The organism is Achromobacter sp. (assembly GCF_032113835.1).
Classification (GTDB): Bacteria; Pseudomonadota; Gammaproteobacteria; order Burkholderiales; family Burkholderiaceae_B; genus Achromobacter.
Genome location: NZ_DAMCTG010000064.1, coordinates 1 through 23,524, shown reverse-complemented (window position 1 = coordinate 23,524; position 23,524 = coordinate 1). Strand labels below are relative to the sequence as shown.

General features: G+C 67.1%; 21 protein-coding genes. 15 read left to right on the top strand and 6 right to left on the bottom strand.

Features of this window, described 5'->3' with window-relative positions; all coding sequences use genetic code 11:
* The first annotated feature begins 16 nt into the window (after positions 1-16).
* Positions 17-3,178, top strand: a complete 3,162-nt coding sequence (locus RT697_RS19710) for an efflux RND transporter permease subunit (RefSeq protein ID WP_313701191.1) — start codon at positions 17-19, stop codon at positions 3,176-3,178.
* A 3-nt stretch (positions 3,179-3,181) separates the two neighbouring features.
* Positions 3,182-4,618, top strand: coding sequence for an efflux transporter outer membrane subunit (locus tag RT697_RS19705; protein WP_313701189.1), 1,437 nt, complete (start codon positions 3,182-3,184; stop codon positions 4,616-4,618).
* An 83-nt stretch (positions 4,619-4,701) separates the two neighbouring features.
* Here RT697_RS19705 and RT697_RS19700 read toward each other — a convergent pair whose 3' ends face one another.
* A complete protein-coding gene (locus RT697_RS19700; protein ID WP_313701187.1) occupies positions 4,702-6,042 on the bottom strand; it encodes an MFS transporter in 1,341 nt (446 codons plus the stop codon).
* Between the two features lie 73 nt (positions 6,043-6,115).
* The gene (locus RT697_RS19695; protein ID WP_313701186.1) at positions 6,116-7,777 is read right to left on the bottom strand and encodes a choline dehydrogenase; all 1,662 of its coding nucleotides are present in this window, start codon (positions 7,775-7,777) and stop codon (positions 6,116-6,118) included.
* Positions 7,778-7,912: 135 nt separating this feature from the next.
* Between RT697_RS19695 and RT697_RS19690 the strand changes: the two genes are divergently transcribed.
* On the top strand, positions 7,913-8,767 hold the full coding sequence (locus RT697_RS19690) for an IclR family transcriptional regulator (RefSeq protein WP_313701185.1): 855 nt from the start codon (positions 7,913-7,915) through the stop codon (positions 8,765-8,767).
* A 15-nt stretch (positions 8,768-8,782) separates the two neighbouring features.
* On the opposite strand, the gene RT697_RS19685 is transcribed toward RT697_RS19690, so the two are convergent.
* Positions 8,783-9,823, bottom strand: a complete 1,041-nt coding sequence (locus tag RT697_RS19685) for a methyltransferase (RefSeq protein ID WP_313701184.1) — start codon at positions 9,821-9,823, stop codon at positions 8,783-8,785.
* A 106-nt stretch (positions 9,824-9,929) separates the two neighbouring features.
* On the opposite strand from RT697_RS19685, the gene RT697_RS19680 reads away from it, so the two are divergent.
* Entirely contained in the window at positions 9,930-10,862 is a 933-nt protein-coding gene (locus RT697_RS19680) for an AraC family transcriptional regulator (protein WP_313701183.1), read from the top strand.
* 12 nt (positions 10,863-10,874) lie between these two features.
* On the opposite strand, the gene RT697_RS19675 is transcribed toward RT697_RS19680, so the two are convergent.
* Positions 10,875-11,303, bottom strand: a complete 429-nt coding sequence (locus RT697_RS19675; RefSeq protein ID WP_313701181.1) for a VOC family protein — start codon at positions 11,301-11,303, stop codon at positions 10,875-10,877.
* Positions 11,304-11,430: 127 nt separating this feature from the next.
* Between RT697_RS19675 and RT697_RS19670 the strand changes: the two genes are divergently transcribed.
* From RT697_RS19670 to RT697_RS19620, 11 genes are all read left to right on the top strand, one after another.
* The gene (locus RT697_RS19670) at positions 11,431-11,775 is read left to right on the top strand and encodes a GFA family protein (RefSeq protein ID WP_313701179.1); all 345 of its coding nucleotides are present in this window, start codon (positions 11,431-11,433) and stop codon (positions 11,773-11,775) included.
* A gap of 84 nt (positions 11,776-11,859) precedes the next feature.
* The gene (locus tag RT697_RS19665; protein WP_313701177.1) at positions 11,860-12,267 is read left to right on the top strand and encodes a carboxymuconolactone decarboxylase family protein; all 408 of its coding nucleotides are present in this window, start codon (positions 11,860-11,862) and stop codon (positions 12,265-12,267) included.
* A 13-nt stretch (positions 12,268-12,280) separates the two neighbouring features.
* Positions 12,281-12,892: an LON peptidase substrate-binding domain-containing protein gene (locus RT697_RS19660; RefSeq protein WP_313701175.1), complete on the top strand. Its 612-nt coding sequence runs from the start codon at positions 12,281-12,283 to the stop codon at positions 12,890-12,892.
* A 27-nt stretch (positions 12,893-12,919) separates the two neighbouring features.
* A complete protein-coding gene (locus RT697_RS19655; protein ID WP_313701174.1) occupies positions 12,920-13,855 on the top strand; it encodes a hypothetical protein in 936 nt (311 codons plus the stop codon).
* A gap of 157 nt (positions 13,856-14,012) precedes the next feature.
* Positions 14,013-14,693: an RraA family protein gene (locus RT697_RS19650; protein WP_313701172.1), complete on the top strand. Its 681-nt coding sequence runs from the start codon at positions 14,013-14,015 to the stop codon at positions 14,691-14,693.
* On the top strand, positions 14,690-15,892 hold the full coding sequence (locus RT697_RS19645) for an aminotransferase class I/II-fold pyridoxal phosphate-dependent enzyme (protein WP_313701171.1): 1,203 nt from the start codon (positions 14,690-14,692) through the stop codon (positions 15,890-15,892). The genes RT697_RS19650 and RT697_RS19645 overlap by 4 nt, the downstream gene beginning before the upstream one ends.
* Positions 15,893-15,965: 73 nt before the next feature.
* The gene (locus RT697_RS19640; protein ID WP_313701169.1) at positions 15,966-16,787 is read left to right on the top strand and encodes an ABC transporter substrate-binding protein; all 822 of its coding nucleotides are present in this window, start codon (positions 15,966-15,968) and stop codon (positions 16,785-16,787) included.
* Between the two features lie 123 nt (positions 16,788-16,910).
* On the top strand, positions 16,911-17,600 hold the full coding sequence (locus RT697_RS19635) for an amino acid ABC transporter permease (RefSeq protein ID WP_056560585.1): 690 nt from the start codon (positions 16,911-16,913) through the stop codon (positions 17,598-17,600).
* Entirely contained in the window at positions 17,593-18,282 is a 690-nt protein-coding gene (locus RT697_RS19630; RefSeq protein ID WP_191579488.1) for an amino acid ABC transporter permease, read from the top strand. Before RT697_RS19635 ends, RT697_RS19630 begins: the two co-directional genes overlap by 8 nt.
* A gap of 13 nt (positions 18,283-18,295) precedes the next feature.
* Positions 18,296-19,030: an amino acid ABC transporter ATP-binding protein gene (locus RT697_RS19625; protein WP_313701167.1), complete on the top strand. Its 735-nt coding sequence runs from the start codon at positions 18,296-18,298 to the stop codon at positions 19,028-19,030.
* Between the two features lie 25 nt (positions 19,031-19,055).
* Complete coding sequence (locus RT697_RS19620) at positions 19,056-20,078, top strand: LysR family transcriptional regulator (RefSeq protein WP_409517465.1); 1,023 nt, start codon at positions 19,056-19,058, stop codon at positions 20,076-20,078.
* Here RT697_RS19620 and RT697_RS19615 read toward each other — a convergent pair.
* Positions 20,075-20,458, bottom strand: coding sequence for an I78 family peptidase inhibitor (locus RT697_RS19615; protein WP_313701165.1), 384 nt, complete (start codon positions 20,456-20,458; stop codon positions 20,075-20,077). The genes RT697_RS19620 and RT697_RS19615 overlap by 4 nt on opposite strands.
* Positions 20,459-20,665: 207 nt before the next feature.
* A partial coding sequence (locus RT697_RS19610) for an error-prone DNA polymerase (protein ID WP_313701164.1) occupies positions 20,666-23,524 on the bottom strand: 2,859 nt, incomplete at its 5' end.

Genomic DNA, 23,524 nt, shown 5'->3' with positions numbered 1-23,524 from the left:
AATCCAAGGTTAGACCATGTCCAAGTTTTTCATTGGCCGCCCCAATTTCGCCTGGGTGGTGGCCATCTTCATCTCGCTCGCGGGGCTGCTGGCGATTCCGTCGCTGCCCGTGTCGCAGTTTCCGGTGGTCGCGCCGCCGCAGGTGACGATTGCCGCCACCTATCCGGGCGCGTCCGCGACGGTGCTGGTCGATTCGGTGACCAGCGTCATCGAGGAAGAGCTGAACGGCGCGAAGAACATGCTGTACTACGAGTCGTCCAGCAGTTCGAGCGGCAGCGCGGAAATCACCGTCACGTTCCAGCCGGGCACGGACCCCGACCTGGCGCAGGTGGACGTGCAGAACCGCATCAAGAAGGCCGAGGCGCGCCTGCCCACGGCCGTGACGCAGCAGGGTCTGCAGGTCGAGCAGGCCAGCTCGAACTTCCTGATGATCTACGCCCTGACGTACAAGGGCGATGACGCGCACAAGGACGTGGTCGGCCTGTCCGACTACGCCGCACGCCACATCAATAACGAAATCCGCCGCGTGAACGGCGTGGGCAAGGTGCAGTTCTTCGGCGCCGAAGCCGCCATGCGCGTGTGGATCGATCCGCAGAAGCTGCTGGGCCTGGGCTTGTCCGTGGCCGACGTCAACGCGGCCATTGCCGCGCAGAACGTGCAGGTGCCGGCCGGCAGCTTCGGCAGCCGTCCCGGCGCGCCGGAGCAGGAACTGACCGCGACGCTGGCCGTGAAGGGCACGCTGGACAATCCGGATGAATTCGGACGCATCGTCCTGCGTGCCAACCCGGACGGCTCGTCCGTGCGCCTGGCCGACGTGGCGCGTCTGGAAGTCGGCCGCCAGAGCTATGACTTCGAAACGCGCCTGAACGGCAAGAAGTCCGTGGGCGCGGCCGTGCAGCTTGCGCCGGGCGCCAACGCCATCGACACCGTCAAGGCCGTGAACGCGCGCTTGGAAGAGCTGTCAGCCTCGTTCCCCGAAGACGTTGAATATTCGGTGCCGTTCGACACCTCCAAGTTCGTCAGCGTGGCGATCACGAAGGTGGTGCACACGCTGCTGGAAGCGATGGTGCTGGTCTTCCTGGTGATGTTCCTGTTCCTGCAGAACTTCCGCTACACGCTGATCCCGACGATCGTGGTGCCCGTGTGCCTGCTGGGCACGTTTGCGGTGATGTCGGTGCTGGGCTTCTCGGTCAACATGATGACCATGTTCGGCATGGTGCTGGCCATCGGGATTCTGGTGGACGATGCCATCGTCGTGGTCGAGAACGTCGAACGCATCATGGCCGAGGAAGGACTGTCGCCGCGCGACGCCACGGTCAAGGCCATGGAGCAGGTGTCCGGCGCCATCGTCGGCATCACGCTGGTGCTGTCCGCGGTGTTCCTGCCGCTGGCGTTCATGAGCGGTTCCGTCGGCGTCATCTATCAGCAGTTCTCGCTGTCGCTGGCGGTGTCGATCCTGTTCTCGGGCTTTTTGGCCCTGACGTTCACGCCGGCGCTGTGCGCCACGTTCCTCAAGCCCATCCCCAAGGGCCATCACGACGAAAAGAAGGGCTTCTTCGGCTGGTTCAACCGCGTCTTCAACCGCCTGACCGGCCGCTTCGAGGCGCTGAACACGCGCCTGGTGCGCCGCACGGGCCGCTACATGGTCATCTACGCGGCCATCGTCGCGGTGCTGGCCGTGCTGTACGTGCGCGTTCCCGAATCGTTCGTTCCGCCGGAAGACCAGGGCTACGTCATCGTCGACGTCCAACTGCCGCCGGGCGCGACACACATGCGCACCGACAAGGTGGTGGCCGACGTCGAGCAGCACCTGCTGTCGCTGGACGCGATGGGCGACGCCTTCACGGTCATGGGCTTCAGCTTCTCGGGCACGGGCCAGAACGCGGGCATTGCGTTCCCCACGCTCAAGGACTGGTCCGAGCGCGGCGAGGGCCAGTCGGCCACCGACGTGGCCGCCAGCGTGAACGAGCGCTTTGCGGTGATCGACGACGGCGCGGTCATGGCCGTCAACCCGCCGCCCATCGAAGGCCTGGGCAATTCGGGCGGCTTCGCGCTGCGGCTGCAGGACCGCGGCGGACTGGGCCGCGCGGCGCTGACCGACGCACGAAACCAGCTGCTGGCGCAGGCCAACAGTTCGCCCGTGATCGCCTACGCCATGATGGAAGGCCTGGCCGACGCGCCGCAGTTGCGCCTGGACATCGACCGCGAGAAGGCCGAGGCGCTGGGCGTGGGCTTTGACGTGATCAGCACGGCGATCTCGGCGGCCTACGGCTCGGCCACGGTCAACGACTTTGCCAACGCCGGGCGCCTGCAGCGCGTGGTGGTGCAGGCCGACGTGCGCGACCGCATGACCCCGGAAAGCATCCTGAAACTGAACGTACCCAACAAGACGGGCGGCATGGTTCCGCTGAGCGCGTTCGTGAAGACGGAGTGGGAGAACGGCCCCGTGCAGATCTCCCGCTACAACGGCTATCCGGCATTCAAGATCGCGGGCGACGCGATGCCGGGCAGCAGCACCGGCCAGGCGATGGCCGAGATCGAGCGCATCGTGGCGGGGCTGCCGGAAGGCATCGGCTACGAGTGGACCGGTCTGTCGTATCAGGAGAAGTTTGCCGGCTCGCAGGCGCCCATGCTGTTCGCGCTGGCGTTCCTGGTGGTGTTCCTGCTGATGGTCGCGCTGTATGAAAGCTGGTCGATTCCGGCGTCCGTGATGCTGATCGTGCCAATCGGCGCGCTAGGTTCGGTGCTGGCGGTGACGGTGCTGGGCATGCCGAACGACGTGTATTTCAAGGTGGGCCTCATCACCATCATCGGGCTGGCGGCCAAGAACGCCATCCTGATCGTGGAGTTTGCCAAGAGCCTGCGCGAGCAGGGCCATTCGCTGGCCGACGCCGCCATCCAGGCCGCCAAGCTGCGCTTCCGACCCATCGTGATGACGTCGCTGGCGTTCATCCTGGGCGTGGTGCCGCTGGCCCTGGCCACCGGCGCGGGCGCGGCCAGCCAGCGCGCGCTGGGCGTGGGCGTGATCGGCGGCATGCTGACCGCCACGCTGCTGGGCGTGATCTTCGTCCCCATCTTCTTCGTGTGGGTGCTGTCGCTGGTGCAGCGCAAGCGGGGCAAAGGCTCGTCCAAGTCCACGCCCACCCCCGACGCCACGCCGCGCACGGTGCAGGAGTAATTCATGTTGCAGACCTTCTTTCCCCTGCGGATGTCCGCGCTGCTGCTGACCGCGGCGCTTGCGGGCTGCTCGCTGGCGCCTGTCTACGAACGTCCGGCGTCGCCGGTGGGTGAAAACTGGAGCCAGGCGTCGACGGGCCCCGGCGAATCCGCGGCGAAGACGCTGGACTGGCAGTCCTTCGTCACCGACGACGCCTTGCGCAAGCTGGTGGAGCTGTCGCTGGCCAACAACCGCGACCTGCGTCAGTCGCTGCTCAACATCGAGGCGGCCCGGGCGCAGTACCAGATCACGCGTGCGGACCGGCTGCCCGGCATCAATGCGCAGGGCACCGGCACGCGCCAACGCGTTCCCGGCGACCTGAACGCCACCGGCGAGTCGGCGGTGCAAAGCAGCTATCAGGCCGGCCTGGGCCTCACGGCATTTGAACTGGACCTGTTCGGCCGCGTGCGCAGCCTGTCGGACGCCGCTTTGCAGGAATACCTGTCGACCGAGGCCACGGCGCGCAGCGCGCAGATCAGCCTGGTGGCCGAGGTGATCCAGGCCTATGTGGCCCGCGACAGCGCGCAGCGCCGCCTGGACGTCACCCGCCAGACGCTGGCCAGCCGCGAGGCGTCGCTGGAGCTGATCGTCAAACGCCGTCAGGCGGGCACGGCCACCGCACTGGACTACCAGGAAGCGCTGGGCCTGACCGAGCAATCGCGCGCGGAAATGGAACGCATGGACCGCGAGGTCCGTCAGGCCGGCAATGCGCTCGGCCTGCTGGTGGGGATCAGCGACTTGTCGCCGTACCTGCCGGTGCGCACGGCCGATGCCCCGATGCTGGTGCAGGAGATCGCGGCGGGCGCGCCGTCTGCGCTCTTGGAAAACCGGCCGGACATCCTGGCCGCCGAACATCAGTTGCAGGCGCGCAATGCCAGCATCGGCGCGGCGCGGGCGGCGTTCTTTCCCAGCATTTCGCTGACCGGGCTGTTCGGCAGTTCCAGCGCGGACCTGTCGGGCCTGTTCGAATCCGGCCAGCGCGCATGGTCATTCGCGCCGCAGATCACGCTGCCGATCTTTGCCGGCGGGCGCAATATGGCCAATCTGGACCTGGCCAGCGTGCGCAAGGACATCGCCGTGGCGCAGTATGAAAAGACGATCCAGACGGCGTTCCGCGAGGTGTCCGACGCGCTGGTGGCGACCGAGACGCTGCGCCGCGAAGAGGCATCGCGCCTTGCGCTGGCGCAGTCCAGCCAGATCGCCATGCTGTTGTCCGAGGCGCGTTACCGGGGCGGCGTCGACAGCCATCTGCGCTATCTGGACGCGCAGCGCAGCGCCTACACGGATCAGATCACTTACATCGACGTCAGCGCCCAGCGGCAGGCGGCGCTGGCGACCTTGTTCAAGGCGCTGGGCGGCGGCTGGCCGGCCCAGCAGCCGCCGCAGGCGGCGCTGGACTGAGCGGGGCGGGCGGGACGGGTCCGCGGTTGTGACCCACGCCGAACCGTTCCGCGCTGAACCGTTCCGCGCTGCCCGCCGTCCGCCTACGCCTTGCGCAGCCCGGCCCCCTGCATGGACGGCTGGCCCGCGCCGTCCAGCTCCACCGGCTGCTTTCCGCGCCCGATCAGCCACGCGCAGAAGGCCGACACCACGCCCGCGAACAGCACGTACAGGCAGATCAGCCATGGCTGCCCGCCGCCGGTCTTGAGCAGGGCGGTGGCAATGATGGGCGTGATGCCGGACGCGAAGATGCCCGAGAACTGGTAGACGAACGAAATGCCGGTGTAGCGGACCTTGGCGTCGAAGAGCTCGCAGAACAGCGCGGCCTCTGGTCCGTAGATGGCGGCATACAGGATGCCGAACGGAATGATGATGGCCAGCCAGATCAGCATCACGTTGCCGCCGCTGTTGATCATCATCCAGAAGCCCGGGAAAGACGCTGCAGCGGTGATGAGCGATCCCCAGAAGTACACGCGTGTGCGGCCGATGCGGTCGGACAGGCGGCCGAAGAACGGGATGAAGAAGCACATCACCAGCGCCGCCGCCATCACCCCGATCAGCGCCTCGGTCCGCGTGATCTTGACCGACTGCGTCAGGAACGAGATCGAAAACACGCCAAAGACGTTGAAGAACACACCGTCGATGTAGCGCGCACCCATGCCCTTGACGACGTTGCCGGGGTAACGCCGCATCATGTCCATGAACGGGATGCGGCTTTCGGCGTTCTGCGCCTTGACCGCCGTGAACTCCGGCGTCTCCTTGATGTTGAGCCGGATGTACATGCCCACGGCCACCATGGCAGCGGACGCCAGGAAGGCGACGCGCCAGCCCCACGCCATGAATTGCTCGTCGGTCAGCAGGACGGACAGCAGCGCCACCGTGCCGGAGGCCAGGCACAGCCCGATGGCCAACCCGATCTGCGGCAATGACGCATAAAAGCCTTTCTTCTCCGGTGGCGCGTACTCATACGCCATGAGCACCGCGCCGCCCCATTCGCCGCCCAGCCCGATACCCTGGAACACGCGCAAGAGAAGCAGCAGGATCGGCGCCCAGATCCCGATCATGTCGTACGTGGGCACCAGACCAATCAGGAAGGTGGCAATGCCCATGATCATCAGCGTCATCACCAGCATGCTCTTTCTGCCGATGCGGTCGCCGAAGTGGCCGAAGATCAGCCCGCCCAGCGGGCGCGTGACGAAGCCGACGGCGAACGTCGTGTACGCCAGCATGGTCGAGACCAGCGGGTCGCCGGTCGGAAAGTACAGCTTGTTGAATACGATGCCGGCGACGACGCCATACAGGAAAAAGTCGTACCACTCGATGGTGGCGCCGATCAGCGAGGCGGTGACGACTTTGCGCACCGCCGCTTCGTTTTGCTTGGCCATGTCCAGTCTCCTTTGGTGGGTCGGCCTGGCAATCTGCGCTGCCGCGGCCGGGTCTGTCTGCGATATGCGTTTTCTATCCGGGGTCCGTCATCTCCATCCGGGCAGGCGTGCGCACCGTCTGCGAGCGCGCCTGCCGCACGTCTTGCAGCATGAAATCCGCCGCCCGCTCGGCCAGCATCACGACCGGCGCGTTGGTGTTGCCCGAAACCAGCGTGGGCATGATCGAGCAATCCACCACGCGCAGCGCGGACACGCCGTGCACGCGCAGGCGCTCGTCCACCACGGCCAGCGGATCGCTGCGCGGCCCCATCTTGGCCGTGCCTGACGGATGGAAGATGGTGGCGCCATATTCGCGGCAGAAGTGCAGGATCTCGTCGTCCGTCTGCACGTCCGGGCCGGGCCGGAATTCGCGCTTCATCAGGCCGGACAGCGGTTCGGTCGCCGCGACCTGGCGGGCGTAGCGGACGGCGGCCACCGCCATGCGGCGGTCCAGTTCCGTCGACAGGTAATTGGGCTGCATGGACGGCGCCTCGAACGGGTCCGTGCTGCGCAGGCGCACCCGGCCGCGCGAGGTCGGCCGCAGCTGGCACACCGAATACGTGCAGCCAGAAAACGGATGCACCTTGCCGCCGGCCATGTCGGCCGACAGGGTCGCGAAGTGGAACTGGGTGTCGGGCGTGCGGCTGGCCGGATCGACGCGGCAGAAGAGACCACCCTGATTGATGCCCACGGCCAGCGGTCCGCTGCGCAGCAGCAGCCATTGCAGCCCCATGCGCACGCGGCCGGTCAGGGAACGCAACTGGTCGTTGGTGGTGATGGGGCGGGTGGTCTCGTAGATCAGGCGGATCTGCAGATGGTCCTGCAGGTTTTCGCCCACGCCCGGCAGGTCGCGCACGACGCCGATGCCGAACTCGCGCAGCAGGCTGGCCGGGCCGACGCCCGATAGCTGAAGCAGTTGCGGCGATTGCAGGGCGCCCGCGCACAGCACGACTTCGCGCCGGGCGCGCAGCGTGCGGACCTGGCCGCCTTGCCGGTAGCGCACCCCGCAGGCGCGGCTGCCTTCGAACAGCACGGCCATCGCGTGCGCGTCGGTCTCGATGCGCAGGTTGGGGCGGTCCTGCGCGGGGCGCAGATAGGCCACGGCGGTGGAGCAGCGGCGGCCATTGCGCGTGGTCAGCTGGTAATAGCCCACGCCCTCCTGGTCGCCACTGTTGAAGTCGCGCACGTGCGGCACGCCCAGCTTGCCCGCCGCGGCGATCAGCGCTTCCACCAGCGGATGCGGCGTCTTGATGGATGTGGCGTTCAGCGGACCCTGCGTGCCGCGGGTGGGGCCGGGGCCCAGGTCGTTGTTTTCCAGCTTGCGGAACCATGGCAGGCAGTCGTCCCAGCCCCAGCCGGCATTGCCGGCCGCGGCCCAGGCGTCGTAGTCGTCGCGCTGCCCGCGGATGTAGATGAGGCCGTTGATGGCGCTGGAGCCGCCCAGCGTGCGGCCGCGCGGCCAGTAGATGCGGCGGTCCAGCATGTTGGGATCCGGATCCGTGTAGAAGCCCCAGTTCACCACCTTGTGGAACATCGTCTTGCCGTAACCGATGGGAATGTGGATCCAGGGATAGGTGTCCTTGGGTCCGGCCTCCAGCAGGCACACCGTGTGCGCGCCGTCCGCACTCAACCGGTTCGCCATCACGCATCCGGCCGAGCCGGCGCCCACCACGATGTAATCGACGGTATCGGACATATCCGCGCGGTCTCCCTTATATTGTTCGGCAGGTCCGACCGGCTCGCGCTCCGCAATGCGGACCAGGCCGGCATCTGAGGCGATTCTAGGAAGCACGCGCACAGAACAAAGCACAACACGCGCTGGGGAAGACAAATGGAACAGAACATGCAGCTTCGGTTTCAAAATCGCAGTGCAGCATCGGAGCAGGCGGCCGACGGCCGGTCCGATGATCCGGGCGGGCAGCAGGAAGCCGCCCGTTCGCTGCGGGCATTGCTGGTGCTGGATCACCTGGCGCGGGCGCAGCATCCGCCCACGCTGGCGCAGCTTGCGCAGCGGCTGGACATGCCCAAGACCACGCTAATGCGCCTGCTGGCGGCCATGCAGCGCGCGGGCTTTGTCGCCGGCACGCCGACCGAAAACGGTTTCGTGACGGGGCCGCAGGCCACATCGCTGGCGCTGGCCACGCTGCGCGCCAGCGCCTTCACGCGCGCGTGCCGCGCGGTGCTGACCAAGCTGGTGGGCACACTGGGCGAAACCTGCAACCTGACCGCGCCGGACGGTGACCAAGTCGTCTACATGGAGCGCGTCGAGACGTCCGAGCCCTTGCGCCTGTTCTTTGCCGTGGGCAGCCACGTGCCCATGCATTGCACGGCGAGCGGCAAGCTGTTTCTGGCGTCGATGAATCGCCTGGAGCGCAGCCGCGTGCTGGCGCGGCTGCCGCTGACGCGCAATACGCCGCGCACGTTCACCGACCCGGCCCGGCTGGAAGCCGAGCTGGAGCGCTTGGCCGCGCGCGGCATCGGCATCGACAACGAAGAGTTCGTGCGCGGCATGAGCGCGGTGGCGGTGCCGGTGCGCGACGGCGAGGACCGCGTGGTGGCGGCGGTGGCCTGCCACGCGCCCACGGCGCGCGTCATGCTGGACGATCTGCTGCGCGCGGTGCCGGTGCTGCAGGGTGCGGCGCAGTCATTGCACGAGGTGCTGGCGGCGCACCGGCCGGGCGGTTGACGCGACGCGCGTCGTTCAGATCCGGGCCTCGATCCGCGGCCGGCGAGCGGCCAGCACATGCAAGGGCGCCATGGGAAAGGCCGGCGCATCGAAGCCGCTCACGCCCGTAAAACCGGTATCGAGCAGCAGACGGTGCAAGTCTCCGTGGCGCGTCACGCACCTTCCCAGCAGCATCATGGGCAGGTAGAACGCCATCACGCGGGCCGCCGCACGCGCGTCGGCCGGGACTTCGGCATGGGCCATCACCAGCAGCCCGCCCGGCGCCAGCGCGTCGCGCATCTTGCGCAGCACCGCGGCCACGTCCGGCACGAAGTGCAGCACCGACGAGCACCAGATCAGGTCGTAGTCCTGGCCGATGGGATCGCGCACCAGGTCGCCGCCAAGCACCGCCATGCGATCGGACAGCCCGGCGCGTTCGATGTTTTCCTGCGCCACGGCGGCGGTTTCGGGCCAGTCGAACACGACGCCGGTGGCCTGGTCGTGGGCTTGCACGAGGTCGATGCCGATCAGCCCGGGCCCGCCGCCCAGATCCAGGATGCGCCGCGCCTGCGCCGCACCGGGCACGCAGCGGATCGCTTCACGCGCCGCCGCCACCGCCATCGCGCGCTGTTCCTGCGCGATCTGCACGCGCGCGGCCTCTGCCCAACCTTTGGCATCGGTCCGCACATAGGGGTCGGGTACGGGGCCATCGGGATTGAGGAGTTCGGCCAACTGATCGCCCACATGCGCCAGCGAACGCCGCCGGTGGCGCCACGCGTCCGCGCAATAGCCGGGCTGGTCCTTGCAGAAGTGCTGTCGGGTGTGCGCCTGGCAGACATAGCGCGCCGGCGTGCCGTCGATGCGGTGCAAAAGGTCCAGGCTCCACAGCATGTCGAGCAGGCTGGCGGTCTGCCACGGCCGCAGGCCGAGCGCGTCGGCCACCTGCGCGGCGCTCGCGGGCTCGAGCAACTGTTCGAACACGCCGAACTGCAACGCGGCGTCCAGAGCTGCGGCCTGCACCGGCGCGGCGGCGAGGTTCCAATAAGGTTGCAGCGGATGGGTTTGGTCTGAATGCATGAGTCTTCCTGATCGGGCAGCCGCCATCGGTTCGCGGCCGTCCGATGATGGTATTGCCGGATGAGAACTACTATCATTTGATCTTGTATGCATTCCGGATTCTTTCGTGTTCAAAACCATGGTCACCCGGATTTCCTCAACGCTCGCCACGCCCGCCGGCAATGCGCGGGCCGGCTGGCGGCGACACGCGCTGCCCGCCGATCTTGGCGACTGCCATACCGACCGGCTCGATTTCGAAGACGGCCTGACGCTGGTGCATTCGCACTACGCGCCCACGCGCGATCTGATCGAAGAGAGCATTGCCGGACAGGAAGGGCGCATTCTGGCGGTCACGCTCGCCATGCAGGGCGTGTCGTCGTTTCAGGGGGCGGACGGCGCGGGCATGGAGTTCCGCGGCGGCCGCACGACGGTCGCCGCTTTCGCGCGCAGCGCCGGCGAGCGCCGCTATCTGGCCGGCTGCGCGGTGTCGCAACTGCGGCTGCTGGTCAACGAGCGTGTGCTGCGGCGCTACGCGGGCGACGAACGGGCGCGGACGCAGCTGGGCGAAGGCGGCGTGCGTTGCCTGGCGCAAGGCCGGACCAGCGCCGATCTTGCTGCAGCGGGCGCCGCATTGGCCGATGGTGACGACCCGCTGGACACGCACATACGCGCGTTGACGCTGCTGTCGCGCCAATTGCGTGCGCTAGCCCCCGCGCCGCAGGCCGGACGCCTCAGTGACGCCGACGTGGCGCGGATCGAGGCCGCGCACGCCCTGATGCGCAAGCACATGGACCGCGACCTGACCGTGCAGTACCTCTGCCTGGCCACCGGCTTGAACGAGTTCAAGTTGAAGGAGGGATTTCGCCGCGTGTATGGCACGACTCCCCATCGGCTGCTGACCGAACTGCGCATGCAACGCGCGTGGGCGCTGCTGGAGACCGGCTGCCAGGTCGCGCAGGCGGCGTACCGCGTCGGGTATCGCCATCCTGCCAACTTCAGCGCGGCATTCACGCGCTTTCATGGCCGCACGCCCAAATCCGTCTTTGGCCCGCGAGGCTGAGCGCCGGGAGATTCAGTGGCTCAGGCGGCCGCCGCTGACCATCCAGCGCGTGCCATAGCGATCGACCAGCGCGCCGTAGGCTTCGGCCCAGAACGTCTTTTGCAGCGGCATCGTGACGCTGCCGCCCTCGGCCAGGTGGTCGAACACGCGGTGCGCGTCCGAGACGGTGGGATACACCAGCGCCAGCGCCACGCCCCGATTGCCGGGGTAGGGATGGCCGGCGGTGGCGTCGCTGCCCAGCAAGGTCTGTTCGTCCAGCGTCAGGCGGGCGTACATGATGCGCCCGGCGTCCTCGTCCGACAGCACCGGCATGGCGGCATCGGGCGGCGCATCGGCGTAGCGGATCAGCGCGTCAAGGCGGCCGCCCAGCACGCGTTCGTAGAAACGCATGGCCTCGGCGCAATTGCCGTCAAAACTGAGATACGCGGATAACTGGGGCATGGTGCCTCCGTGCGGGGTGGGGGGGCCGGGTGGGGTGCGGGTTGGGGTGCGGCCGGTCCGCATGGCCAAGGCAGGCGGCGCGGGCCTATGATGGGAGTCTGATCCGATAACCGCCGGGAGACAATCGATGCAACAAGGAAGCTGCCACTGCGGACAGATCGCCTATGAAGTCGATGGCGAAGTGTCCCAGGTGCTGGAATGTAATTGCTCGCACTGCAGCCGCAAGGGCTACCTGCTGTGGTTCGTGCCGCGCGCGGCCTTGCGCATCACGTCGTCCACCCAGGCCATGTCCACGTACACCTTCAACAAGCACGTGATCTCGCACCATTTCTGCGCCAACTGCGGCTGTGCGCCGTTTGGCTTTGGCGTGGGCGCCGAAGGCAAGGAGACCGCGGCGGTCAACGTGCGCTGCCTGGAAACCGTGGACCTCAATGCGCTGACCCGCATTCCGTACGACGGCCGCAACGCCTGAGCGGCCGATGTTGTTCCTGGACGGGGCAAAAGGGGCCGCCGCGGCGCGCCGGTCTGAGGTGTTTTTTCACGATGGAGAGGGGCAATGAGCACGGTAAGGCTGCTGAGCGATGACGAGATCCGTAAAAATCCCGAGGCATGGGCGGTGTTCGAGGACATCCGCGCCACGCGCAAATCTGACTTCGTCAACAACTTCTGGCGGGCGCTGGCCAACGATCCGCCGCGGATGCGCAGCGTCTGGGAGCAGCTCAAGACGGTGATGATGGCCGAGGGCGAGCTGTCGCCGCTGGTGCGCGAGATGATCTACATCGCGGTGTCCACCGCCAACGGCTGCTCGTATTGCGTCCACTCCCACACGGCCTCGGCCCGGGCCAAGGGCATGACCGACGGCCAGCACGCCGAGCTGCTGGCGGTGATGGCGATGGCGTCGCAGACGAACGCGCTGGCGACGGCGCTGCAGGTGCCGGTGGACGATGCCTTCCACGTGAAATGAACAGGAGGCGGCCATGTCGCTGATTCCCTTGTTTCCGCTGTCCAACGCGCTGTTTCCCGCGGGCGTGGTGCATCTGCGCATCTTCGAGGTCCGCTACCTGGACATGATCCGCCGCAGCATTGCCGAAAACACCGAGTTCGGCATCGTGGGCCTGTTGGCCGGCAGCGAGGTCCGCTCGCCTGAAGGCGTCGAGACGCTGTCGCCCGTGGGCACCATGGCCCGGGTCGAAACCTGGGAGGCGCCCATGCCTGCCTTGCTGGAAATCCGGTGCCGTGGCACCTCGCGCTTTCGGCTGCGTTCCAGCGAGGTGGCAAAATACGGCCTTTGGATGGGCGAGGCCGAGCCCATTCCCGACGACCCGCCCACGCCCGTGCCGGCGGCCATGCAGGCCAGCGCCGATGCGCTGGGCCGGTTGGTGGCGCAGTGGCAGCAGGACGGCGTGCCCGCCGAGAGAATGCCGCTGGCGCGGCCGTTCCGCCTGGACGATTGCGGCTGGGTGGCAAACCGCTGGTGCGAACTCTTGCCGCTGCCGCCGGACGACAAGGCGACCCTGCTGGGGCTGACCGACCCGGTGGCGCGCCTGGCCGCGATCCAGGACGTGCTGCGCGGACAGGGGCTGGCGTAGGGCGCCGCCCGACTTTTTTTGGACACCATGGAAATTAGAGTAGACGAAGGCCTGCGTGCCTATATAGACCCGCTGACCGAGGACGAACACGCCGCGCTGGAGCGCAGCCTGCTGGCCGAGGGGTGCCGCGACGCCCTGGTCCTGTGGGGCGACCTGCTGATCGACGGCCACAACCGCTACGCCATCTGCGTCAAGCACAACATCCCGTTCCAGACGATCCAGCATCCGCACTTCAAGTCCATGGACGACGTGCATCTGTGGATGATCGAGAATCATCTGGGCCGGCGCAGCGTGTCGGACTTCCAGCGCGGGGTGCTGGCGCTTCGCAAGAAGGAAATCCTGCTGGCGCGCACCGGGCCGGAAGCGGGTGCCGCGGCCGAAGGTGGGCCGGACGGCGGCGGTCAAGGATCGCCGCCCGAGGGTACGCACGCCGACGGTACGCCGGCGGACGATTCCCCGCCCTGGGACGAGGACGCGCCCGGGGCCAGCGCCGCGCCGATGCGCGGTCACGCCAATCCCGATTGGAAGCCCGCCGTTCCCAGCCGCCAGGCGCTGGCGCGCGCCGCACGCATCAGCAGCAATACCCTCGGTCAAATCGAAAAGATCCAGAAGTCCGCGGCGCCGGAACTGGTGCGCGCGGTGAAGGAAGGCGCCATCTCCATCAACGCCGCGGCGGCCGTGGCGTCGCTGCCGGCCGAACGGCAGACCGCCGCGGTTGCGGGCGGGCGCAAGGAACTGCAGCAGGCCGCCCGGGAGGTCCGGCAGGCCAAGGCGCCGCCGCCGCGCGAGGCGCCGCCCGAAGAACCCATTGAAAACATCGCGGACATGCCGGCGGAAATCGCACGGCTGCGCCAGTTGCTGGCCAAGCTGACAGACGAACGCGATCAGCTCAAGAAGAAGGTCATGCACCTGACGGTCGCGCTGTCGGAAGCCCGCAGCGGGTCTGGCGGCGGGGATGACTGAGCGTCGATGCAGGAATAAGGGATAACCCTTAAACGGCTTAATCCACGAAAAAAATTCGTGGATAGCTGGGAATTTATATCGTTTTGAGGAAAGGCTTGCGCGGCTTTGTAATGCAGGTTCGCTTCAACGCTTCCTGCATTCACACCTGACTTTCCTTATGAATCCCATCGGATATCGCATTCTTTCCCGGCCCGCGACGGCCGTCGCCGCCGACGTGCTGGCCGGTTTTGCCAGCATCGGCTCTGCCCAGATCAGCGACTGCATGAATCGCCTGTACGGCGTGTCGGGCCTGCGTCCGCTGCACGCCGGCACGCGCCGCACGGTCGGCCTGGCGCTCACGGTCAAGACCCGTCCGGGCGATAACCTGATGATCCACAAGGCGATTTCGCTGGGCGGCGCGGGCGACGTGATCGTCGTCGACGGCGCGGGCGACACCAGCAACGCGCTGGTTGGCGAACTGATGATGATGGACGCGCAGTCGCGCGGCATCGAGGGCTTCGTGATCGACGGCGCGGTGCGCGATGCGGACGTGTTCGCCCAGGGCGAATTCGGCTGCTTTGCCCGCGACGTTTCGCACAAAGGCCCCTACAAGGACGGTCCGGGCGAGATCAACGTGCCCGTGTCGGTCGGCGGCCAGGTGGTCAACCCCGGCGACGTGGTCGTGGGCGATGCCGACGGCGTGGTGGTGATTCCTGCCGAACACGCCAGTGCGGTGCTGGCGCTGGCCCTGAAGAAGGAAGCCGACGAAGCCGTGGCCAAGGAAAAGCTGCGTGCCGGCACGTACACCAAGCCGTGGCTGGAAAAGACGCTGGCGGAAAAGATGGGAGCGGCCAAATGAGCATCGTCGCCGACCGCATCAAGCGCATCAAGCTGTCGCCCAGCGTTGCCGCGCGCGCCATCATTGCCGAACTGCGCGAGCAAGGCCGCCGCATCATCGACCTGACGATCGGCGAACCGGACTTCTCGACGCCCGAACACATCCGCCAGGCCGCCACCGCCGCCATGAACCGCGGCGAAACCAAGTACCCGCCGGCGCAGGGCACGGTTGCCCTGCGCAAGGCCGCGGCAGCCCATCTGCTGGAAGCGACCGGCGTGGAATACCCGGCTTCGCGCGTCATCGTCAGCACCGGCGCCAAGCAGGTGATCTTCAATGGCCTGGCCGCGACGCTGAACGATGGCGACGAAGTGCTGATTCCCGCGCCGTTCTGGGTGTCGTATCCGGACATGGTCCTGGTCAACGGCGGCGTGCCGGTGGCCGTGGAAACGTCGCCCGCCACCGAATACAAGGTGACGCCCGACGCGCTGGAACGCGCCATCACGCCCCGCACCAAGTGGCTGATGATGAATGCCCCCAGCAACCCGACGGGATCGGTCTACACCGCCGACGAACTGCGCGGCCTGACCGAGGTCCTTGCGCGTCATCCGCACGTCTGGCTGATGACCGACGACATCTACGCGCGCCTGAACTTCACCGGCGAGCCGACGGTGCATCCGTTGCAGGTGGCGCCGGAACTGGCTGCCCGCACGCTGGTCGTCAATGGCGTGTCCAAGGCCTATGCCATGACGGGCTGGCGCATCGGTTACGGCGCCGGTCCCGACGAACTGATCAAGGCGATGGCGATCCTGCAGTCGCAAAGCACGTCGGGCGCCTCGTCGGTCAGCCAGGCGGCCGCGCTGGAAGCCCTGACGGGTCCGCAGGACTGCGTCGCCGAATTCGCCAAAGTGTTCCGCGAGCGCCGCGACCTGGCGATCGCCGAATTGTCCGGCGCGCCGGGCCTGGACATCGTCGTGCCGCAGGGCGCGTTCTATGTCTTTCCGGATTGCTCGGGCCTCTTGGGCAAGAAGACGCCGGCCGGCGACGTGATCGCCAGCGACACGGACCTCACGCACTACCTGCTGCGCGAAGCCGGCGTGGCGGTCATCGACGGCCATGCCTACGGCGCGCCCGGCACGTTCCGGTTGTCGTTTGCCGCCTCGCTGGACGATATCCGGCAGGGATGCGCCGCCATCCGCGAGGCCTGCGCCAAGCTGGCCTGACGGCCACGCTTTCGCACCGATACGGCGTCATCGCCAGTCTGTACACCTAACAACCATTCAAGGGGAATGAACCATGAAGCGTCACACTCTCTTCGCCGCCTGCCTGGGCCTGGCTTCGCTGGCCGCGGGCGGAATTGCCCACGCCGATCAGCTTGACGACATCAAGGCGCGCGGCGAGCTGGTTTGCGGCACGCTGGGCACGTCGCAGCCGTTCAGCTTCCAGGACGGCGCAACGCGCCAGCTCGTGGGCTATGACGTGGACGTGTGCAAGCTCGTCGCGGACAAGCTGGGCGTCAAGGTCAACTACAAGCTGTTGTCGGTGGCGGCGCGCGTGCCCGAACTGAACGAAGGGCGCGTGGACATCCTGGCGGCCAACCTGGGCTATTCGCCCGACCGCGCGCAGCAGATCGCCTTCAGCCACGCGTATTACGTCAGCCCGCAAAAGCTGATGGTGCGCAAGGATTCGGGCCTGGACTCGATCGAAGCCCTGAACGGCCGCCGGATCGGCGCCACCAAGGGTTCCAGCTCCGAACGCGAGATCAAGCGCATTCTCGACAAGTCGCAGGTCATCGGCTACGGCGACAGCTCGGCCACGTACCTGGCGCTGCAGCAGAAGAAGGTGGACGCGCAGTTTGCGTCGGAGCTGGTGCTGGTGCGTCTGGTGCTGCAAAGCCCGCCCACCGCGCCGGTCAGCGTGATCTCCAAGGCCGTGTTCGATGAGCCGTGGGGCCTGGGCGTGCGCAAGTCCGAACCGCGATTCCTGGAAACGGTGAACCAGGCGCTGGACGAGGCTGAAAACTCGGGCGCGGCGGCCAAGCTGTTCGACAAGTGGTTTGGCCCCGACACCCCCTACAAGCTGGAGCGCGGCTTCAAGATCGGCCCGATCGCCGGCTAAGGGGCCGACCCGAGCGCTGCCGTTCGCCAAATCCCATCACGGCTTCCCGCGTCTTGCAAGGCGACGCGCGGGAAGCCGTGATGCTTGGCGTTGCGCGCCCGAACGCAGGAGATTGACAGGTTTATGAGCTTTCTAGACGCTTCCCAATACCAACTGCTGCTCAGCGGCATGGCGGTCACCGTGCAACTGTTCCTCGTTGCATGGGTCATGGCGTTCTCCATCGCGGTGACGCTGGTGGTCGTGCGCGCCACCAATCTTGCGCCGTGCCGCTGGCTGGTCGACGCCTATGTGGAATACCACCGCAACGTGCCGCTGCTGGTGCAGGTGCTGTTCTGGTACTTCGGCATGCCGGAGCTGCTGCCCGAAGGGTTCCGGATGTGGCTGTACGCGCACAACGCCGAAATGTCGCTGGCCGCCATCGCGCTGGCGCTGGGGTCGGCCGCCTACATTGCCGAAGACATCCGCAGCGGGCTGCGCGCCATCCCCGGCACGCAGTTCGAGGCCGCCCGCGCGCTGGGCGCCAGCTATCTGCAATGCATGCGCTTCGTCATCGTGCCGCAGGCGCTGCGCATCTCCATTCCGCCGCTGGTCGGGCGCGCGCTGCTGCTGTTCAAGAACACCAGCGTGGCCATGGCGATCGGGGTGATGGAGCTGACCTACCAGGCGCGGGAAATCGAAAACGAGACCTACCGCACCTTCGCCACCTTCGGCGCGGCGACGATCATGTACCTGCTGGGATCGTTCCTGATCATGGCGCTCGGATCGCGCATCTACGCCCGTTATCGTCTGAACCGCGGAGGCCATGGTGCTTGATCTCCTGATGCAATACTGGCCCACGCTGCTGGTGGGCCAATACCCCAACGGTCCGCTCGGCGGACTGGCGCTGACGCTCATCCTGGCCGCGCTGGGCCTGGCGATGTCCCTGCCGCTGGCGCTCTTGATCGCGCTGGCCCGGGTTAGTCCCTACGGGTGGCTGCGCACGGCCAGCAAGGCGCTTGTCAATGTGGTGCGCGGCATGCCGCTGCTGATGCTGATCTTCTGGGCCTATTTCGTGGTGCCCAAGATCACGGGCCAGGTGGTCAGCGGCTTCTGGACGCTGATCTTCGCCCTGGTGGTGTACGAAAGCGCGTATCTGTCCGAGGTGATCCGCTCCGGCATCGAGGCGGTGCCGCGCGGCCAGATCGAAGCCTCGCGCTCGCTGGGCGTGGGCTACTGGACGACGATGCGCAAGGTGGTGCTGCCGCAAGCGCTGTTCAACGTGCTGCCCAGCATGACGAGCCAGTTCGTGTCGACCATCAAGGAAACCTCGCTGGGCTACGTCATCAGCGTCAACGAACTGACGTTTGCCGCCAACCAGGTCAACAACCTGGTGCTGACCCAGCCGCTGCAGGTGTTCGGCATTCTGGCCATCATCTACTTCATCGTGTGCTTCAGCCTGAGCCGTGGGTTGAGCTGGCTGGACCTGCGCATCCGCCGCACGCGGGCCATGGCTTAAAGGAACAAAAAACATGATCAAACTCGAGAAAGTGAACAAGTGGTACGGCGAGCATCATGTGCTCAAGGACGTGGACCTGTCGGTGGCGCGCGGCGAGGTGCTGGTGGTGTGCGGACCGTCCGGGTCCGGCAAGTCCACGATGATCCGCACGATCAACCGGCTGGAACCCATCGAAAAGGGCCGCATCATGATCGACGGCGCGGATATCTACGGCAAGGGCGCCAACCTGAACGCGCTACGCCAGAAGATCGGCTTCGTGTTCCAGCAGTTCAACCTGTTTCCGCACATGAGCGTGCTGGAAAACGTGATCTTCGCGCCCGTGAACATCCGCAAGCAGCCGCGCAAGGAAGCGGTGGAACTGGCGCGCAGCCTGCTCGACCGCGTGGGGCTGGCGCACAAGATCGATGCCTATCCGGGATCGCTGTCCGGCGGGCAGCAGCAGCGCGTGGCGATCGCGCGCGCGCTGGCCCTGCAGCCGCCCGTCATGCTGTTCGATGAGCCGACCAGCGCGCTGGATCCGGAAATGGTGGGCGAGGTGCTTCAGGTGATGAAGGGCCTGGCCAAGGACGGCATGACGATGGTGTGCGTGACGCACGAAATGGGCTTCGCGCGCGACGTCTGCGACCGCGTGGTGTTCATGGATGCGGGCGAAATCCTGGAGATGGATACGCCCGAGCGCTTCTTCAGCGCCCCGGCGCATCCGCGCGCGCAACGCTTCCTGGCGGACATCCTGCATCCGCGCGGTTGATCCGGGCCGATCGGCCGCGGTGGTAATGTCTGGGGTTTCCATGCGCTTTTCTTCGACCGCGGCGATGTACACCCTCAAGCAATTGGAGGCCTTCTACTGGAGTTCCGAACTGGGCAGCTTCAGCGCGTCGTCGCGCAAGCTGCACACCACCCAATCGGCCGTCGCCAAGCGGGTGGGGGAACTCGAGGCCTTTGCCGGCTCGCCCTTGTTCGAACGGCGCGCCAAGAAACTCCTGATGACCCCGCAGGGGCGCAAGCTGTTCGAGCTGGCCAGCCAGATGCTGGAACTGAACAGCCGCATCGTGCAGAACATGGCCGATCCGGCCAGCTTCGAAGGCGTGGTGCGGCTGGGCGTGACGGAACTGGTCGGCATGACCTGGCTGGCCGGGCTGATCAAGCAGATCAGCCAGCGCTACCCGCGCGTGCAGTTGATGCCCGAGATCGATGGCGGCATCACCCTTTACGAGCGGCTGGAACAGGACGAACTGGATCTGGCGATCATGCCCGGGCCCTTCTGGGGTTACCAGTACGATTGCACGCACCTGGGTGCAGTCACCAATGTATGGATGGCCAGTCCGGCGCTGGACATCGATTTTGCCGCCGCGCTGACGCCGCAGGATCTGGCGCCGTATCCGGTGATTTCCCAGCCCACCAATTCGGCGTTATCCCACCTGTATGACGCGTGGTTCGCGGAACAGGGGATGCCGGTCAAGCGGGTGCTGACCTGCAACAGCCTGGGCATGATGGCCCAACTGACGATGCTGGGATTGGGCATCAGCTATCTGCCGGGCGCGTACTTCGCGCCGCTGGTGGCCCGGGGGGCGCTGTGCCAGCTGAATGTGAAGCCGGACCTGCCGACCATCAACTACTACGCGGTGCACAAGAAGAACATCGTCAATCCGGTGGTATCCCGGGTGATCGACATTGCGCGCGAGGAGTGCGCGTTCGAAGTGGCGGGCGCCTTCCTGCCCCATGTGCCGCCGGCGGCGCGGCCCGTCGAGGCAGAAGGCGATGGGCCGGACCAGGGTCCGGCCGCGGGGCGAATTTAACCGCAGCGGATCGCCGTCATCACATCCTTGTCGTCGACGATGAGGTTCAGGCGGGTGTTGTTGTATTCCATGGTGACAAGCTGGCCCGGACGCAGCATGCGCGCGGTGGCGCTGCCGCTGCGCGTGCGCAGGTCTTCCATGACGGACGGCGTGGCTTTCTGGCCGATCTGCGATTGCAGCGGGCCGGCGTCGCAGCTCTTGCCGGTGCTGCTGCCGGGCATGGCCGAGGACGAACCGTAGGAAGCGCCGGCGCCGGTGCTCGATGAAGAGGATGCGCTCGAGGAGCTGGAAGCCGGCGCGCTGGAGGTGCGCGAACCGCCGGTATTGGCGCACGCAGCCAGGCTGGCAACCAGCAGGAAGGGGATCAGCTTGCGGATCATGTAGGACTCCTTACATCGAGCGGACAAAAAGCCATGATAGACCAGCGGCGAGGCGCTGTGCTCAAGGCGACGCGGGCATGTGCAACCGGGCAACAGCGGCAGGCGGCTGGGCCGCGCATCAGGTGTTCGCCAGGTGTCTGACACCCGTATAGATGGTCTTCAGGCTTGAGGGGTGCTTCAAGGGTGTCAGACACCTCGAGCGGGGCATCAATGAAAGTCGCGGCTCTGCGACGTCAGCCCGCCCAAGAGGTCGGACATGTCCACCAGCCGCTGCGCGATCAGGTGGCGCACGCCGTCCACGCTTTGCCAGGACCCGAACACCCCCAGCAGGGTGGCGCCCAGCAGCTCGCGGCGCTGGCGTTCGATCAGGTCAGGGCGGACCACTACGTTGACCGGGCCGGTCTCGTCTTCGAGGGTCACGAAGATGACGCCCTTGGAGGTCTGGGGGCGCTGGCGCACGGTGACGATGCCGCAGGCGCGCGCGACGCGCTTGTTGGGATAGTCGTTCAGCACCGAGGCGGGCTGGAAATTGCGCGCGGTCAGTTGGGGGCGCAGCAGCGATACGGGATGGCTGTGGAGGGTCAGGCCGACGCTGCGGTAGTCGGCAGCCACCGTCTGGCTTTCGGAGGGGGCAGACAGTTGCGGGGCCTGGGTTTCCACGATTTCGGCGTCCCGCAGCAGGTCGCGGCTTTGTACGCTGGCGGCGGCTTCCCAACTGGCCTGGCGCCGGTGGCCGGCCAGGGTGCGCAGCGCGTCGCCCGCGGCCAGGGCATTCAGGTCATGGCGATTCAGGCCGGCTCGGCGAGCGAGGTCGGCGGTGTTGGCAAAGGGGGCGTCGGCCCGGGCGGCTTCGATGCGGCGGGCGGTGTCCTCGCGCATGCCTTGGAGCAGGCTGAGTCCCAATCGCACGGCGGGGCGGGGTGGGGCGATGCCCGGCGTGGCGACGCTCGGCGCATCGGCGCCCGACGCTTCGACGCCCGGTGCATCGACGCCCGACGCTTCGGCGCCCGGCGCGTGGGGATGCCGCCGGCGGCGGGCGCCCGGATGCCCGTCGGGCAGCGTTTCCAGCACGGAATCCCAGCCGCTCACGGTGACGTCGGCGGGCAGCACGCAGACGCCGTGGCGGCGCGCGTCCTGCACCAGTTGCGCGGGCGCGTAGAAACCCATGGGCTGGGAATTGAGCAGGGCGGCCAGAAAGGCTTCCGGTTCGTGGCGCTTGAGCCAGGAGCTGGCATACGCCAGCAGGGCGAAGCTGGCGGCGTGGCTTTCCGGGAAGCCGTATTCGCCAAATCCTTCCACCTGGCGGAACAGGGCTTCGGCAAAATCCAGCGTGTAGCCGTGCGCCAGCAGCCCGCCCACCAGTTTGACCCGGAACTTGTCCACGCCGCCCTTGCGCCGCCAGGCCGCCATCGACCGGCGTAGCTGGTCGGCCTCGCCGGGCGAAAACCCAGCGGCCACGACGGCGATCTGCATGACCTGTTCCTGGAAGATGGGCACGCCCATGGTGCGGCTGAGCACGCCGCGCACTTTTTCGCTGGGGTAGGTTTCGTCCTCCTTGCCCTGGCGCCGCCGCAGGTAGGGATGGACCATGCCCCCTTGGATGGGGCCGGGGCGCACGATGGCCACCTGCACCACCAGATCGTAGTATTCGCGCGGCCGCAGGCGCGGCAGCATCGTCATCTGGGCGCGCGATTCGATCTGGAACACGCCGATGGTGTCGGCGTCGCAGATCATGTCGTAGGTGGGCAGGTCGCCTTCCGGGATGTCCTGTAAGGCTAGCGGCTGGCCGCGGCGCTGGCTGGCCAGTTCAAGTGTGCGGCGCAGGGCCGACAGCATGCCCAGCGCCAGGACGTCGACCTTCAGCAGCTTCAGGGCGTCCAGGTCGTCCTTGTCCCATTGCACGACGCTGCGGTCTTCCATGGCGGCGTTCTCGATGGGCACCAGGCGCGAGAGCTTGCCGCGCGAGATCACGAAGCCGCCGGGATGCTGGGACAGGTGGCGCGGAAAGCCCATCATGGTCTGCGCCAGCGACGCCCACTGGCGCGCCACCTGGGATTCCGGGTCCAGGCCGCAGGCGCCCAGCGTGCGCAGCATTTCCTTTTTGCCGTCCCACCACTGGTGCGCGCGGGCCACGGCGTCGATGACGCCCGGGTCCACGCCCAGCGCGCGCCCCGTGTCGCGCAGCACGCTGCGCGGCCGGTACGAGATGACCACCGCGGTCAGGGCGGCGCGGTCGCGGCCGTATTTGCCGTAGATGTACTGGATGACTTCTTCGCGGCGCTGATGTTCGAAGTCGACGTCGATGTCGGGCGGTTCGTTGCGTTCCTTGCTGATGAAGCGTTCGAACAGGTTGTTGCCGCGCTGCGGGTCCACCGCGGTGATGCCCAGGCAATAGCAGACGGCGGAGTTGGCGGCCGAGCCCCGGCCCTGGCACAGGATGCCGGCGTTGCGGGCGAACTGCACGATGTCGTAGACGGTCAGGAAGTAGGCCTCGTAGTTGAGGTCGGCGATGAGATCCAGTTCCTTGTCGATCTGCGCCGTCACGCTGTCGGGCACGCCCTGCGGAAAGCGCCGCTCCGCCCCGGCCAGCGCTTCCTGACGCAGATAGCTGGCCGGCGTGTGGCCGGGCGGCACGATTTCGTCGGGATATTCGTAATGCAGCTCGTCCAGCGAAAACGTGCAGCGGCGAGCCACCGCCAGGGTCTGCGCCAGCGCGTCGGGCGGGTACAAGCTGGCCAGCCGCATGCGGCTGCGCAGGTGCTGCTCGGCATTGCCGGACAGTTCGTAACCGCATTGCGACACCTGCTGGCGGGTGCGGATGCCGGTCAGCGTGTCGTGCAGCGGCTTGCGCGAGCGGACATGCATCTGCACCTGGCCGACCGCCACGATCGGCAGTTGCGAGGCCTGGGCCGCGTGCTCGACGGCGGCGCGGTGCAGGTCGTCGCGCGACTGGTGCAGCAGGTTCAGCCCCACCCACGCGCGCCCGGGAAAGACGCGCGCCAGCCAGCGCGCCTGGTCGGCCATGCGGTCGGCGTCGGTGCCGTAGGCGGGCGTCAGGATGGCCAG